The 16631-nt window shown below is 35.9% G+C and carries 13 protein-coding genes and 1 riboswitch; of the genes, 11 read left to right on the top strand and 2 right to left on the bottom strand.

Features of this window, described 5'->3' with window-relative positions:
* Window positions 1-40: 40 nt before the first annotated feature.
* The 8 genes from R9X47_RS10680 (at window position 41) to R9X47_RS10645 (ending at window position 8992) form a co-directional block, all read left to right on the top strand.
* On the top strand, window positions 41-715 hold the full coding sequence (locus R9X47_RS10680) for an ATP-binding protein (RefSeq protein WP_432666814.1): 675 nt from the start codon (window positions 41-43) through the stop codon (window positions 713-715).
* Between the two features lie 67 nt (window positions 716-782).
* Complete coding sequence (locus R9X47_RS10675; RefSeq protein WP_432666813.1) at window positions 783-1013, top strand: 4Fe-4S binding protein; 231 nt, start codon at window positions 783-785, stop codon at window positions 1011-1013.
* 32 nt (window positions 1014-1045) lie between these two features.
* Window positions 1046-2107 carry a 3-methyl-2-oxobutanoate dehydrogenase subunit VorB gene (locus R9X47_RS10670; protein WP_432666812.1) on the top strand — a complete coding sequence of 354 codons (1062 nt, stop codon included), beginning with the start codon at window positions 1046-1048 and terminating at the stop codon, window positions 2105-2107.
* The gene (locus R9X47_RS10665) at window positions 2107-2853 is read left to right on the top strand and encodes a thiamine pyrophosphate-dependent enzyme (protein ID WP_432666811.1); all 747 of its coding nucleotides are present in this window, start codon (window positions 2107-2109) and stop codon (window positions 2851-2853) included. The genes R9X47_RS10670 and R9X47_RS10665 overlap by 1 nt, the downstream gene beginning before the upstream one ends.
* A 1-nt stretch (window position 2854) precedes the next feature.
* Window positions 2855-3400: a 2-oxoacid:acceptor oxidoreductase family protein gene (locus R9X47_RS10660; protein WP_432666810.1), complete on the top strand. Its 546-nt coding sequence runs from the start codon at window positions 2855-2857 to the stop codon at window positions 3398-3400.
* Between the two features lie 350 nt (window positions 3401-3750).
* Window positions 3751-3838: riboswitch (cyclic di-GMP riboswitch) on the top strand.
* A gap of 324 nt (window positions 3839-4162) precedes the next feature.
* Window positions 4163-6400: a methyl-accepting chemotaxis protein gene (locus R9X47_RS10655; protein ID WP_432666808.1), complete on the top strand. Its 2238-nt coding sequence runs from the start codon at window positions 4163-4165 to the stop codon at window positions 6398-6400.
* A 402-nt stretch (window positions 6401-6802) separates the two neighbouring features.
* A complete protein-coding gene (locus R9X47_RS10650) occupies window positions 6803-7297 on the top strand; it encodes a hypothetical protein (protein WP_432666806.1) in 495 nt (164 codons plus the stop codon).
* A gap of 78 nt (window positions 7298-7375) precedes the next feature.
* Window positions 7376-8992, top strand: a complete 1617-nt coding sequence (locus R9X47_RS10645; RefSeq protein WP_432666805.1) for a carbon starvation CstA family protein — start codon at window positions 7376-7378, stop codon at window positions 8990-8992.
* Window positions 8993-9340: 348 nt separating this feature from the next.
* Here the strand turns inward: R9X47_RS10645 and R9X47_RS10640 are convergent, their stop codons facing one another.
* Both R9X47_RS10640 and R9X47_RS10635 read right to left on the bottom strand, forming a co-directional pair.
* On the bottom strand, window positions 9341-10936 hold the full coding sequence (locus tag R9X47_RS10640) for a response regulator (protein ID WP_432666804.1): 1596 nt from the start codon (window positions 10934-10936) through the stop codon (window positions 9341-9343).
* On the bottom strand, window positions 10914-12731 hold the full coding sequence (locus R9X47_RS10635) for a sensor histidine kinase (RefSeq protein ID WP_432666803.1): 1818 nt from the start codon (window positions 12729-12731) through the stop codon (window positions 10914-10916). The genes R9X47_RS10640 and R9X47_RS10635 overlap by 23 nt, the downstream gene beginning before the upstream one ends.
* A 321-nt stretch (window positions 12732-13052) precedes the next feature.
* Here R9X47_RS10635 and R9X47_RS10630 point away from each other — a divergent pair, with 321 nt between their 5' ends.
* The 3 genes from R9X47_RS10630 to R9X47_RS10620 all read left to right on the top strand — a co-directional run bounded on the left by R9X47_RS10630 (window position 13053) and on the right by R9X47_RS10620 (window position 16234).
* Window positions 13053-14396 carry an ABC transporter substrate-binding protein gene (locus R9X47_RS10630; protein WP_432666802.1) on the top strand — a complete coding sequence of 448 codons (1344 nt, stop codon included), beginning with the start codon at window positions 13053-13055 and terminating at the stop codon, window positions 14394-14396.
* Between the two features lie 69 nt (window positions 14397-14465).
* Entirely contained in the window at window positions 14466-15341 is an 876-nt protein-coding gene (locus tag R9X47_RS10625) for a carbohydrate ABC transporter permease (RefSeq protein WP_432666801.1), read from the top strand.
* Window positions 15342-15355: 14 nt separating this feature from the next.
* Complete coding sequence (locus R9X47_RS10620; protein WP_432666800.1) at window positions 15356-16234, top strand: carbohydrate ABC transporter permease; 879 nt, start codon at window positions 15356-15358, stop codon at window positions 16232-16234.
* Window positions 16235-16631: the final 397 nt, after the last annotated feature.

Genomic DNA, 16631 nt, shown 5'->3' with positions numbered 1-16631 from the left:
AAGGTTCTGAGCCTGAGACCTTTCAGTTGAAGGTGATTAGATGCTTAATGATAATAGAATGAGAATCATTATAGGTCATTATGGTAGTGGTAAAACTGAGTTTTCAGTAAATTATGCTATGAAGCTGGCCGAGGAAGGAAAAAAAGTTGCTCTGGGAGATCTTGATGTGGTAAATCCATATTTCCGCTCTAGGGAAAAACAAGACATCCTTGAAGAGAAGGGAATCAGAGTAATAGGAAGTTCACTAGGTATGAAATCCGGTGCCGATCTTCCAGCTGTTTCGGCAAGTATACTTGCTCCAATCCAAGACAAATCCTACGATTTAGTTTTAGATGTTGGAGGAGACTCTGTAGGAGCAAGGGCATTAGCAAGATACTATGCTTCCTTCAAAGAAGGAAACTATGATATGTTCTGTGTTATCAATGCCAATAGACCAGGAACTCAAACAGTAGAAGATGCAATAGAGCATATCGAAGGTATTGAAGCAGCATCTAGGACTAAGGTTACTGGAATTATTAATAATACACATCTGCTTAGACATACAACGGTAGATGATGTACTAAGAGGTCAAGAACTTGCTATTAAAGTTTCAGAAAAATTATCTATTCCAATCAAATATGTCAGTGCTATAGAAGAGGTTGCCCGACAGCTGCCTAAGGACATAGAGGGACAGATTTTCCCTATCAAGATGTATATGAGGGAGGATTGGATGTAATTTTCTGAAACTTGTAGTAGTGAAGATTTTATATAACTTACTATTTAGAATGAGGAGGGTTGTAACAATGGCTAAGGCAAAGGGAAAGGTTTTTTTCAAAGAAGACTTATGTAAAGGCTGTGAGCTTTGTACAACAGCATGTCCAGTTAACATAATAGAGTTAGATACTGAAAGAATTAACATCAAAGGATATCATCCAGCAGGAGTAAAAGAGATGGACAAGTGTATAGGATGTGGAAACTGCGCTACTATCTGTCCTGATGTTGTAATATCAGTTGAAAGAGAAATAGAGAAGTAAGATATTTAGATATCGAGGAGGGAGATATAGATATGGCTAAGATATTGATGAAAGGTAATGAAGCCATTGGTGCAGCAGCTATAAAGGCTGGTTGTAAGTTTTTCTTTGGCTATCCAATAACACCACAAAATGAGCTTCCAGAGTTTATGGCTAGAGAATTTGGAAAGCATGGTGGAACATTCGTTCAAGCTGAGAGTGAAGTTGCAGCTATTAACATGGTTTATGGAGCAGCAGGAGCAGGTGCAAGAGTTATGACTTCTTCATCTTCACCAGGGATCGCTCTAAAGCAAGAGGGTATATCATATATAGCAGGTGCAGAACTTCCATGTGTTATTGTAAACATAGTAAGAGGAGGTCCTGGACTAGGTGGTATCCAACCAGCTCAGTCTGACTACAATCAGTCAACAAGAGGTGGAGGAAACGGAGACTATAAATTAATCGTTTATGCTCCAGCAAATCTTCAAGAGGCTGTTGACTTAACTATGGAAGCATTTGATGTTGCAGACTACTACAGAAACCCAGTTATGGTTGTTGGTGATGGTATGATTGGACAGATGATGGAGCCAATCGAATTCAAGGAGCCTAAGAAGAGAGATCTTCCAGCTAAGGATTGGGCTACAGATGGAACAAAGGGTAAGAGAAAGCCAAACATTATCAACTCACTTAGACTTGACCCAGAAGCATTAGAAGAATTAAATCATGAAATTCAAAATAAATTAAGAGAAATTGAAAAGAACGAAGTTAGATATGAAATGTACAACATGGAAAATCCAGACTTAGTATTATGTGCATACGGTACTACTTCAAGAATAGTTAAGAATGCTATTGAATTACTAAAGGCTGAAGGAATAAATGCAGGTTTAATAAGACCTATAACTTTATGGCCATTCCCACATAAGGCATTTGATGAAATACCTGAAAGCGCAAAGGGTATCTTAACAGTTGAAATGAGCTGTGGACAAATGCTTGACGACGTAAAGATTGCTAACAACGGTAGATTACCAGTAGGCTTCTACGGTAGAGTTGGTGGAATGATTCCATCTCCACAAGAAATCGTTGATAAGGCTAAAGAAATGTTAGGGGGTGCTAAGTAATGGCTGTTGTATTCAAAAGAACAGAAGGGTTAACTGAAACTCCTTTCCATTATTGCCCTGGATGTACTCATGGAGTTGTCCACAGACTAGTTGGAGAGGTATTAGAAGAGCTTGGAGTATTAGGAAAGTCAATTGGTGTTGCACCTGTTGGATGTTCAGTTTTAGCATATGATTACTTTAATTGTGATATGCATGAAGCTGCTCATGGTCGTGCACCTGCAGTTGGAACTGGTATAAAGAGAGTACATCCTGATAGCGTTGTATTTACTTACCAAGGAGACGGTGACTTAGCGTCTATAGGTACTGCTGAAATAATTCATGCGGCACATAGAAGTGAAAACATGACTACAATATTCGTAAATAATGCAATATATGGTATGACAGGTGGACAAATGGCTCCAACTACATTACCAGGACAAAAAGCTACAACTTCACCTTATGGTAGAGATACTAAAACTACAGGTATGCCTCTTAAGGTATCTGAAATGCTTGCAACTATTCCAGGTGCTACTTTCGTAGAAAGAACATCTGTGCATAATGCAGCAAACATAAGAAAGACTAAGAAAGCTATAAAGAAAGCCTTTGAGCATCAATTAGCTGGTAAAGGTTTCTCAATAGTAGAAATATTATCTACATGCCCTACTAACTGGGGATTAACTCCAGTAGAATCTCTTAAGTGGTTAGAAGATAACATGATTCCATACTATCCACTTGGAAATTTCCGTACCCCAGAGGAGGCTGAGTAATATGACAACTGAAAGAGTGATTTGTGCAGGATTCGGTGGCCAGGGAGTTATGTCGATGGGACAGTTACTTTCATATGCTGGAATGATTGAAGAAAAGCATGTATCATGGTTACCTTCTTATGGACCTGAAATGCGTGGAGGTACAGCTAACTGTAACGTAACTGTATCAGATACTCCAATAGGTTCTCCAATCATAGCTCATAATGCTACAGCAGCTATAGTTATGAATCTACCATCATTAATAAAATTCGAATCAGAATTACAAGCTGATGGAATGGTTCTAATAAATAGCTCACTAATAGATAGAAAACCTGAAAGACAAGATGTAAAGGCTTACTGTATCCCAGCTAATGAAATAGCTGTGGAAATTGGTAACAGTAAAGTTGCTAATATGGTAATGCTAGGAGCATACTTAGAACTTACAAAGGTTGTTAAGGTTGAAACTGTTATAGAAGCTTTAAGAAAGGTATTTGGACCTTCTAAAGAGCACTTAATTCCATTAAACCAAGAGGCCCTTCAAAGAGGAGCAGAAGCTGTAAAAGCATAATAATATTAAGATTTGACTTTAAAGCAGGCATATATTGCCTGCTTTTTGCGTTGTAAAATGAATATTATGTAGAATTATAGCTGCTAAACATCAAGACTATAGAATAGTTTCTGGGAAGTGGTACTTTAAACCTAGGGATTAGGACTTTAGACCTAATTTTTCTGAAAGGTATGTAATCGTGGTTATCCAGAAGGAAAAAAAGAGTATGTGTCGAAATTTTAATATAGTATCATATTTATGGCCATTTATATGTTTTTTTAGAAAATGACGTCAAGTATCGAAAAATATGGTATAATTTTAAGGGAAATAGTAATACAAAAGTTCATTGATAATAAAAAAAAAATCAAGAGATTTGAGAAGGGCACATCTATCGAAAGATAGGGTCGCAAAGCTATGGGTCTAAGGAATAATACGTTCTATGATCGCCAGGTTGCCAAAATATATATTTGATATAGTTGTGATAAAAATTTTACATGACACTATATGAATATCAAGGCATCCGTTTTATTATGGATGCCTTAATTTATATAAAAAAGTCTTTAATGGCGATTTTCAAAGTAGACTTTGTTGAAATACACAACAGAAATTATAATTTGTAAGGGATTTATAATTTCCTATGTGTTAAAAAAATAGATTGCCTGTATAGGCACGCTAAGGGGCAACTCTAGGCTCTAAAGTGAAAATATAATATGGGATTGGGACGCAGAGTTACATGTAGTAGATGGTATTATTATGTTTATAAGTTATGGAGGTAGGTGGAACATGCTAAAGAAGATGAAGGCAAAAAAGAAGCTAAGCCTAAAGAAGGTAAACTTCAAGAAAAAGCCGAAGAAAACGAAAACTGAAAAGAAAGTGACACCAGAAAAGAAGATGAACTTTAGCAAAAAATCGAAGAAAGTGAAAAACAACAATCTAAGTATCAAGGCAAAACTAATGATATTTTCCTTGATTCTAAGTGTAGTTCCAATCTTAATAGTTGGAGGATTTTCCTACACTCGCTTCCACAGCACAATAGAAAAAAAGGTAGGTGGGCTTACGGAGCAACTATCAACACAAAATGCACTCATACTAGATTCAAAGCTAGAAGATATCGAAAAGGCAGCAATGCTTGTAAAATCAGATCGAGAGCTTCAAAAGGTTTTAGCCACAAGAAACTATGCTAATCAACATGAAAAGTTAAAAGATACAAAAAAAGTAGAGCAGGTACTATGGAATGTAATCCTATCAACTCCAGATATAAGATCGATAACTGTTCTTAGACTTAACGGAGAGGTAATAAGTGCTGGAAACAATAAGGATGTAGCAGAGTTTTTAAAGGATGGAAAATTTACTAAGACTGATTTATTCAAAGATGTGAGCAATTCAAAAAATCAAGTTTTCTGGACACCTGGTTTATTAGGGCATTACGACAAGATACATGCCATGAGAGAGGTTTCAGATTACTATAACATTAGAGCAGGGATTGTAATCCTAGAAATCGAGACAAAAACCGTTGAAAAATTATTTAGTAATATAAATATGGGTGAAGGATCAGAACTATTAATAGCTGGCAAAGATGGAACTATCATCTATGGTGAAGAAGGCGTAGCAGAAGAAAAGGCAGAACCAGCTGCTGAAGGTGAAGAGGCAAAAGAAGCTGCCGAGGAATCAAGCGAAACACAAACAAAGGTTGTGGATGAAGAAGATGCAGAAATGAATAATATCTTCACAGCTAATATACCTGAAGATTCACAATCTGGATCATTTCTTCAAGATGATGGACTAGTGGCATATAGTAAATGTGCGAATGGATGGACGATCCTATCGGTTATCCCAATGAAGTCACTAATGGGTGATGTAAATCAAGTAGGTCAAATGACTATAACTATCGCTATTGTATGTGTTATAGTATCAGTACTTCTATCCATATACATAACATTTAGCATAACAAATCCTCTTAAGAAAATAATGGGACTTATGACTAAAGTTCAAGAAGGAGATTTAACAGTTAAATCAGACCTTGTTGGAAAGAATGAAATTGGAAGGCTATCTACTGGATTTAATCACATGATAGATAGCATGAGAAACCTAATAAAAGATACCAACGCAACCTTTAAGTCTGTTGAGAACAGTACAAAGAATGTGGACGATATTGCAGAGCAATACACAATGGTATCTGAACAAGTAGCTGTATCAGTTGGAGAAATTGCCAACGGAGCTTCAGAGCAGGCTAGAAGCGCTGAGGATGCTACAAATACAATGAGCCAGCTGTCAAACAGAATAGACAATATGGTTCATAGTATAAAGGTAGTACATGAGGCAACAGATAAGACTAAAGAAATAAGCAATAACGCTACAAATACAGTTAAGAGCCTTTATGAAAAAACTGAAGAATATGCTCAGATATCTGGAGCAACTAAAGAAACCATTACACAGCTGAAGGACAGCGTGTCCGAAATAATCAACATAGTTGACCTTATAAAGAGCATAAGTGATCAGACAAATCTTTTGGCACTAAATGCAGCCATCGAAGCAGCAAGATCAGGAGAGGCTGGTAAGGGCTTTGCCGTTGTTGCCGATGAAATAAGAAAACTAGCTGAGCAATCAAAGGATGCAACAAATAAAATAACTGACTTAGCAAATGAAATAAACACAGACGTTACAAGCACTGTTCAATCAGTTGAAGCAGGAGAAAAGATTTTCGGAGAGCAGCACCTTGCAGTATTCGACACAGATTCAGCCTTCAAGAATATCATAGACTCCGTTGAATCCATTGTTCAGGAAGTAAATGAAGTAGGTAAAGCAGTAGAAGACATAACAGAGTACAAAAATATGACCATAGATGCAGTGGAAAGCATAGCCGCAGTTACAGAGGAGTCAGCAGCAGGAACAGAAGAAGTTATGGCTTCAACTCAGCAACAAGCAAGCTCCTCACAACAACTAAGGGATATATCAAAAGAACTGATTGACTTAGTAGAAAGCTTAAACCAATCAATGGATAGATTTAAAGTAGATGAATAAAATAAATTAAATTGAAAACCTATTAAGACAAGAAAGCACTAGCCTTTCTTGTCTTTTTCTTTTCTAAGATAAAAAAATTGTGGCAGATAACATAAATTGCTAAAGAAGTTGAAAATGTGACTCGGGGACGGACCCATCTGACACGCGCTCCCCAGTGTGTCCGTGGGCCTGTCCCCGTGTCACGTTTTCCAAACTCTAACGAAAAAACTAGCATCTCAAAAACTATTAATTGAAAATAAAAAAAAATCGGGAAATAATACTGGAAATAAAGGTAAAATACAACAAATGTTGAATACTATATTTACTCATCAAAGGAATGGACTAAAATATTAATTATGTAAGAATTTTCCAAAATACAGACATAAAAATAGCTTTACAGAATAAAATAGAGTTGGTGATGATATGGAATTTAAAGACTATAAAGAAAACATCAAAGATCGACTTTCCAGGTATTTTAATATAGAAGAAAAATATACATATAGTAATAAGGAATTCGATCTCTTTGCCGTTTCAAATGTAAGAAATGAGAAATACATGGCTAGCAAAAAACTAACCATATACGCATTTGAAAATGATCAATATTGCTTCATGAAGCATTTCAAAGAACTAAGCAAAGATGATCTTGAAGAAATTATAAAGATTTTAAAAGATAGCATTATGGATTATGTCGATCCACATCATGAACATATGTCGAGTACAATAACAGGGATATTGGTAGTAGATGAACTGAAGGAAGATAATTTGATAAAAAGCATTCAAAAATTTAAATATCAAAAGAGCTTTGCATTTGGCCTAAAGGGGTGGGCCGATGTGGGGCTTATACTTGTTGATCTAAAGAAGGGAGAGGTTTTCACAAGCCAAAAGGCTAAAAAGGTCGATAAATTCTATCGTCCATAAATCCAGAGTATCCATAGAAAAGGGAAAAGAAGATTCTATGAATAATCTGGATTAAAATAATAAAAAGGGGGATTCAACATGAATGCATTATTATTAGTAGCCTTTGCAATTATTGTATTTGCTATTGCTTATGTAACCTATGGTGCATGGCTCTGTAAACAGTGGGGAGTGGATTCAAAGAGAAAGACTCCAGCTCACACAAAAAATGATGGAGTCGACTATGTGCCAGCAAGCTCAGCAGTTCTTCTAGGACACCATTTTGCATCTATAGCCGGAGCAGGACCTATTGTAGGACCAATAGCTGCTGCTATATTTGGATGGTTTCCAGTAATGCTTTGGATTATCATCGGTGGTATCTTCTTCGGTGGAGTACAGGACTTTGGATCACTATTTGCATCCATAAGACACGATGGTAAATCCGTAGGTCAGATTATCGAAGTAAACATCGGAAAAGCAGGAAAGAAACTATTCTCAGTATTTGCATGGTTGGCATTACTACTAGTAGTAGCAGCCTTTGTTAATATCGTTGCAAGTACCTTCGTAAAGGTACCTCAGGCAGCTACAGCATCAATATTATTTATACTTCTAGCTGTAGTATTTGGATTTGCAGTATATAGAAAGGGTGTTTCCTTAACCATAGGTAGTATCGCGGGCGTTCTACTACTATTTGCATGTATATGGTTAGGTATGAAATTCCCTATAAGCCTTGGATTAAACACTTGGATAGTATTACTATTAGGATATATATTCATAGCATCGGTTACACCGGTATGGATACTTTTACAGCCTAGAGATTACCTTAACTCCTTCCTGTTATATGCCATGATAGGTGGAGCAGTTATTGGACTATTAATGTATAGACCATCACTACAACTAGCAGCATACAATGGATTTAAGGTAAATGGAACGTATCTATTCCCAATGCTATTTGTTATCGTTGCATGTGGAGCAATATCGGGCTTCCACTCACTGGTTGGTTCAGGAACCTCATCAAAACAGATCTCTAACGAAAAGGATGCTAAGCTAATCGGTTACGGTGGTATGCTTATAGAGTGTGTATTAGCCGTTATAGCTTTAATCACTGCTGGATACGTTGGAGCAGATAAACTTAAAGAATTATTAGCAGCTGGAGGACCAGTTAACGTATTCTCCGATGGAGTAGGTAGATTCATGACATCAATCGGTATTCCTATGGAAGTAGGTAAGCCATTCGTAGCCCTAGCTATTTCAGCCTTTGCATTAACAAGTCTAGATACAGCAACAAGGCTTGCGAGATTCGTATTCCAGGAATTCTTCGAAGATGATACAAAGGAAGTTCAAAGTATCCTAGCTACCAACAGATTCGTATCAACGGGTATAACCGTTGTATTAGGTGGATTACTTGCCGTTGCTGGATGGAAACAGGTATGGCCTCTATTCGGAGCATCAAACCAACTACTAGGAGCCATAGCCCTACTTGCAATGGCAGTATGGATGACTAACATCGGAAGAAATAACAAGATGTTCGTATACCCAATGGTATTCATGTTCGCAGTCACACTAACAGCACTAGTTCTCCTAATCAAAGGAAACATGGCAGCAGGAAACTTCATCCTAGTTGGCTTCGGTATAGCACTATTCATCCTAGCATTAATCCTAATCTACCAAGCCTTCACAGTTCTTTCAAAGAAAGGAAAGAGATCTCAAAAAGCTTAAAGTTGAGAGCCTAACGGAGACTAAAACATAACTAAAAATATCAAAAAATAACCAAGGGCTGCGATCAATTCCGCAGCCCTTAAATTATTATTAAAGATCATTTACCAACCGAGATAAGTCCAACCAAAACCAAAAGACCTAAATGCGAGACCCTAAAAGGTATACCTTACTAGAGCCAAAGAAAATGTGACATGGGGACGGACCCATCTGACACGCGCTCCCCAGTGTGTCCGTGGGCCTGTCCCCATATCACGTTTTCGAAACTTACTAAGAAAATTAATCCTCTCAACTAATCAATAACCCATGCCTTCAAAACCTAGTAGCAAGTAGCTAGCAGTTGAGCCATACCTACCCCATAACCCCCTTATAATCCTTAGGATTATACCCCGTATACTTCTTAAAAAGTATCGAGAAGTAAGTAGCATTCTCAATCCCAACAGATTCCGCTATCTCATATATCTTCATATCCGTCGATAAAAGCAAATCCTTAGCCTTCTCAAGCCTAACCTCATTAATAACAGCAGTTATATTCTTATTAGTCTCCTTCTTATAAAGCCTGCTCAAGTAACTACTATTAACATGGATTGCCTCCGCTATAGTCGAAAGACTAATATTATTCATATAGTTCTCATCAATATATTTTCTTACCTTTTCAACCACAGAATTACTACTTGCCCTTTCACAATTAACTCCACTACAGACTCCTTCAATAACCGTGGAGAGAAGCTTTAAAATATTCTCGCAGGACTTACTCCTTAAAATCTCAGAAATCACATTCTTGTTATCATCGAATACATTTAAATGTCTCAAATTCCTATCATTAGAAAGATTACCGATTAGTGAATAGAGTAAAATATTATTACTTTTAATATTTTCAATAGGCTGATTTGAACGCCTATACATATTAAAGGTCTTCTTCAATACATTTATCGCTCCAATAGAATCTCCCGATTGAATACTTTCAAGAATATCCTTGAAATAATCCCTCATAAGATCATTGGTATTATCATCACTATGGGTATCACCAGCATATACGAAGAAACTATTTTTTACAAAAAAACTATTAGAAAGGGCCTTGAAGGCTTCATTATATGCCTTAGAAATATCATCTAGACTATCATGAATATTACTTATACCTATAGAAACATTAACCCCTAAAAAACTATTTGATAAAGAGATAATATCCCTAGATAAATCAATTATCTTTTCTAAATTACTACCATGGTCATTAGAGTCGAAGGAGATAAATAAGCATAGGGTCTGGTTGTCTACCATAACACTATAACTTTTGTTATCTCTGATGGACTTACTAACATAGTCTTTGATAGATAAAATACTGCTCTCATTATCTACTAGCCTATTACCCCTTAGCTGCTTGTCATCTATCTTAGCAATAATTGAAAAATAATTACTTAGATTAATTCCAAGGGAGCCCATTTCCTCAATCATCTGTGAATTTCCCAGCTTAATATTATTTATTACCTTAAAAAGAAAATGCTCCTGCAGGCTTAAAGTATTCTTTGAAAGCCTACTCTCAAGATTCTTGATCTCCATTTTCCTCTCCTTTTCTTCTGCGATAAGCTTTTTAGCCTTTTCAATGGCTTCAAGGAGCTTAGCCTTTGAGGTGGGCTTTAAAACAAAATCTATTGCGCCATACCTAATTGCAGACTGAGAAAAGGAGAAGTCACTATAGGCAGTCAAAATGATAACCTTAGTACTTGGATAATTCTCATATATATGCTTTGTCAGCTCAATACCATTTACCTCGGGCATCTTAATATCCGATATCACTATATCTATATCTGAGGTTTTTAACTTTTCAATGGCATCAACTCCATCGGTAGCAAGGACAGCTACAGTGCAATCTATCGATTCCCATTGTATAAAGTTCAAGAGACCTCTTCTAATTATGGGCTCATCGTCAACTATCATAAGTCGATACATTGAAATCCTCCTCATCATCTAGGGGAATCTGAAGTATAACCATAGTTCCCACGTCTATTTTACTTTCAATAGATAAACCGTATTCATTACCATACATCAGCTTTATACGCTTATGTGAATTATATAAACCAATACTGGAGCTAGTAGACTTTCTTTTTTCAAAGGATTCGATGCTGTTAAAGTCAAAGCTCGTAGCATCAAAACCCTTACCGTCATCGATGATCTCAAAGGAAATACCCATTTCTGTCCTATATATATTGATTTCTAAATGACCTATTCCTCTTTTTTCCTCTAAACCGTGGACTATAGCATTTTCAACTAATGGAATAACTGAAAGCTTCGGTATAAAATAATCACTGAGGCTGTCATCGGCAATATTGACCTCAAAATCTAGCCTATCCTCATATCTAATCTTTTGAAGGCAAAGATAGGAGTTTATATATTCAAGCTCTTCACCTATAGAAATCTTCTCCCTGCTGCCTAGGGTAATTGATGCTCGTATCAATTGACCTAAGGAGGTAATCATCTCATTGATCTTATCATTGTTTGATAAAACAGCCTCCCAACCAATAGTCTCAAGTACATTAAAGAGAAAATGTGGATTGATCTGGGACTGAAGCATTGCCAGCTCCGATTCCTTAATAAGAAGCTGTTTTTCATAAACCTCATTGATAAGATAATCTATTTCATCGATCATCGTATTAAATGCCACGCTGAATTGATTTAACTCAGTGTATTTTGATGGAGGTAGGGTTTCATGGAAGATTCCCTTTTTAACCTTCTGAGTAACATTGGTTATGAGCTTTATGGGCTTTACAAGCCTTGAAGAAATATAAAGTCCAATTATTAAAGATAAGACAACTCCAATCCAAATAGTTACTCTGTAATACCTCATATTACTTATTAAATCAAAAAGTACCTCACTTTTTGGAATAGCAATAATAGAGGTTAGATTATACTTGTCTATCTCCATACTGGTTACAAAATATTCCTTGCCATCGATTTCAATATCATGAATCGACGAAGACCTGCCAAGGTTTCTAAATATATTATCTACCTTTTGCCCAAGTAAACTTCTATCGGTATGGGAGTAGATAATGCCATTATCATCAAAGGTAAATATCTGAACATTATCATATTCAATTAATCTCTCATCGGTTTGAGATAGGGAGTCTACATCGATTCCAAGGATGAGCCTGCCTATAAGTTCTTGAGTATTTAAATCATTTATATTTCTTATAAAGTATATAATAGGATTTTCCTCAGTAGGAGGAATAAAATGTTTTTCTCCTTCTAAGGTATCAACATAATTATATACATCTACATTATTATCAATAATTTTAGGACTTGGACCATTTCGAGTTATGAAGTAATATACATCAGGATTTTCTAAAATAAACACAGAATCAAGCCACTTCCTATCCCAGGCATAGTTAAATAATAATTGGCTTTTTAAGTTTTGGTCCATCAAAAGATTCTTCTCCGGCTGTGTATAGTCAAATTTCTTATAGCTCTCGTCCTCAAGGACAGATCTAAGGGTTATATTGGATAAAAAAAGCATTGAAGTCTGATCGATGATATCAAACTGCCGCTCTAGATTGTTATTTATTATATTAATAGAGTTCATGAGAAGCTTTTCAGCATTCTTCTCAAGGGTTGAATAAATACTTCCATAAAGATAGAAGTATGAAAAGGACATGGGCAGCAAGGCAATGAGTATAATAGTTAAGGTGAATTTATATCTTATAGAATATTTACATTGGTTGTAAAATCGTTTAATAAAATTATATTTCATAAAACACCTCGATTACCAAGATTTTCTAAGGCTTTAGGCCTTTTACAAATATTCTGTTAATCATAAGATATCAGTTAATATATAATTTGTAAACATAATTAAAAGACTAAAGACTTAAAAGTAAAAAAAGTGATATAAAGTAAAAATATTTAGATTATTCTTTCTATAAAGAGAAGTATTACTATAAATATTGATACATTAATAACAGTTTTGTGTAAATAATTTTAAATTTTCAGTAAATTTATTTTATTAACTTTTATTAGGATAACGTTTACAATATACTTGAGAATAAATTTTGAGAGGATTTGAGGAGGAAATATAATGGGAAGAATTTTAAAGAAGAGTTTTGCAATTATTTTATCCCTTGCAATGATCTTTTCGTTAGCAGCCTGTGGCAGTAAGCCTAATGAAACCGGTAGTGAGCCGGCACCTGCTGAAAATGCAGCTAAGGAAGAGAAAAATGAACCTATTGTAATCAAATATCCTACATTCCAAGTAGGTGTAAACCCATCTGCACCATTATTACAGCAAAATATAGAAGAATTTCATAAGCTTTATGGCGATGAAATCAGAGTAGAAATAGAAGAAATACCTGGAGATCAGGCCTATGTAGATAAGATGAAGGTACTTTTATCTGCCGATGAATTACCAGATCTAATCTATGCAGGAGGATACAACCTATTAGATGCAGCATTAGAAAAGGGTGTTGCAGTTGATCTTACACCTTATTTAGAAGAAGATTCTGACTGGAAAGCTATGTTTACACAAAGAGACCTCGACTTTAATAGTAGAGATGGAAAGATCTACTCAGTACCAGAAGAAAGACAAATGATAGGCTACTTCTATAATAAAGAATTATTTGCTAAGGCAGGAGTAGAAGCACCTCCAAAGACTTGGGACGAATTCTTTGAAGTATGTGATAAATTAAAGGCAGCAGGAATCACTCCATTATCAATGGATACAGCAGATACAGGATGGTTGACATCACTTTGGATGAACTCAATCATTGGAACAAATGGCGATGCAGGAAACAAATTCATGAACACAGTATATGTTGAAGACTATAGTAGTCCAGAGTTTTTAGATGCAACAGCAAAGATACAAAAAATGTTCTTAAACTACACAACTTCAGATGCAGTTGGTGGTAAGTATGAAAACGGAGCTAATAATTTCCTATCAGGAAAAACAGCTATGATAGCAAATGGACCATGGATGATCGAAGATTTCAAGGATACAACAAAGGCACCGGAAGGATTTATCGACAAGGTTGGAGTAGCAGCATATCCAGGAAGCGGTATATTTGATGCTCCTATGCTTGGATACTTTGTGGCATCAAAGGACAAAGAGCATGCAGACGCTACAGTTAAGTTCCTTAAGTTCTTAACTAGCAAGGAAACTCAATTACGTGGATTAGACATGCTTGGTAGAATACCTACATCTGAAGAAATACAAATAGGCGACGATATCAAGGGTAAGCATAGACTATTAGTTGAGCTTGTAGAGGCGGCAAATGGAACTAAGTATAAGTACAATTACTATCAGTCTCTATGGTATCCAAACGTACTTGATAAACTAAGCACAGACTATCCAGCATTAGCACTTGATAAAATGACACCGGAGGAATTTGCAAAGAGATTAACTGAAACGGCATTAAAGAATAAGTAGAGCATCATATGCAAACCTCCTCGAGAAAGTCTTTCTTGAGGAGGTTTATTAAGAAGGAGACTAGTTACTATGAAAAACAAGACATTATGGATAGCAATGTTTCTATTACCTACGATAATCCTATTCCTATTAATTTTCGCAATACCCGTTGGTACAGTAATAAGTACTTCCTTTTTTAAATGGAAGGGCTTTTCAGGTGAAATGACCTTCATAGGATTTTCAAACTATATAGATGTATTAAAAAATGACAGTACCTTCAGAAAGGCACTTTCAAACACATTTATATGGATACTACTACAGACAACCGTCCATGTTTCTATAGGTGCTATATTAGCTTTAATATTATCTAAAAAGCCCTTTGGATGGAAATTTATAAGAACAACATATATGATTCCAAATATTATATCGGCTTCGGCCCTTGGGATGATCCTATTAAATGTATTTAATCCTCAGTATGGAATAATAAACTCCATCATTAGAGCAGTAGGCTTTAAGGACTTTAGTAGAAACTGGTTCTTTGATTTCGATACAGCCTTTGGAACAGTTACAGTTTCTTGGCTTCTTTTCGCAGGACTTATAACAATACTTATATTAGCTGAAATCAAATCGATACCAAAATCACTCTTTGAAGCAGCTATGATAGATGGGGCAACGGATTTACAAACCTCCATATATATAACACTTCCGATGATTAGAAATATATTGGGAACCTGTGTAATCATATCGGCAACAAGTATGCTAAAGGAATTTGAATTGATTTACCTCACCACAAAGGGTGGGCCAATGGATTTAACAATAAACTTGCCATTATATCTGTATAAAACAGCATTGATTGAAAACAACTTTGGATATGCAAACACAATAGGAACCCTATTAATAATTTTAGGAATAATCAGCATAATATTCATTTCTAGGATTTTCAGAATGGGTAAGGCTGATGTATAGAGAGGATGTAGAAGATGGATACTTCCAAAGCAATAGTTAAACAAAAAAATCAAAATTCACCTGATAAAGCATCGGAATCATTTCTTAAGATATTAAGAAATATTTTTCTAGCAGTAGTCATACTTATATCCATTGTACCGTTTTTATGGGTACTAATATCCTCCTTTAAAACAAATAGTGAGATATTGGAATCTGCCCTGAGCCTGCCAAAGAGCTGGACCTTTGATGGATATATAAATGCCTTTAAGCTTTCACCACTACACAAGTTCTATATAAACAGTATAATAGTTTCACTATCAAGTACGGCATTAAATGTATTTATAGTTGGAATGTCGGCCTATGTACTAGCCAGATTTCAGTTTAGATTTAGCAAAACCATAAATCTAATATTGTCCTTATCATTACTATTACCTATGACATCACTTATCCATCCCGTTTATATGACCATAAAGAGGATGGGACTATATGATACAAAGGCCGGTCTAATACTGGTATATACTGCACTCGGTTTACCAACAACTCTATATATACTTAAAAGCTACTTCCTAAGCATACCAAGGAGTATCGAAGAGGCAGCATATATAGACGGTGCAGGATTCTTTAAAACCTATTTAAAAATAATGATACCAATAGCAAAACCAGGATTCGCAACAGCGGCGGTACTACAGTTCCTATTGTCCTGGAACGAGTTCCTATACGCCCTAATCCTAACAAACTCACAAAACAATAGAACAATACCTGTTGCACTAAGCTACTTCACATCACAATTCAGCTTCAACTACACAGCCTTGTTTGCAGCCATAGTAATGGTAAGTATACCAAGTATAATAATATTCGTCATACTTCAAGAACACGTAGTAGACAGCCTAGCAGCCGGCTCAACAAAAGGGTAGGAGCCGCTAGCTCCTAGGCTTTTAGGTCAAACCTATTAAGATTCAAAGGTAATAACAATCAACTAGCAACCAAATAAAGTAAACCCAACGGTTAGAGTAGAAAATGTGACTTGGGGACGGACCCATCTGACATACTCTCTTTCCAGTGTGTCCGTGGGCCTGTCCCCATGTCACGTTTTCCAAACAAATAGCTACCAACTAACAATACAAAATATAAACCATAATCCAAGCACCAATCCAGGGAATGAGATTACAAAAATAACTTTATACTCAATTAGGTGGGGGCCTACTGATGCAAAGTTATCCATAGATTTCGAGAGGAGGGATCCTATTCATTGTTTCTGAGATAAACCACAAAAGAGTAGTTTATCTTCATATGAATTCTAAATTCTAGGGG

This window comes from Wukongibacter baidiensis (assembly GCF_050888315.1).
In the GTDB taxonomy this organism is placed as follows: domain Bacteria; phylum Bacillota; class Clostridia; order Peptostreptococcales; family Caminicellaceae; genus Wukongibacter; species Wukongibacter baidiensis.
Note: the sequence above shows the minus strand (reverse complement) of the source record. Positions and strands in the feature narration are given on the sequence as shown.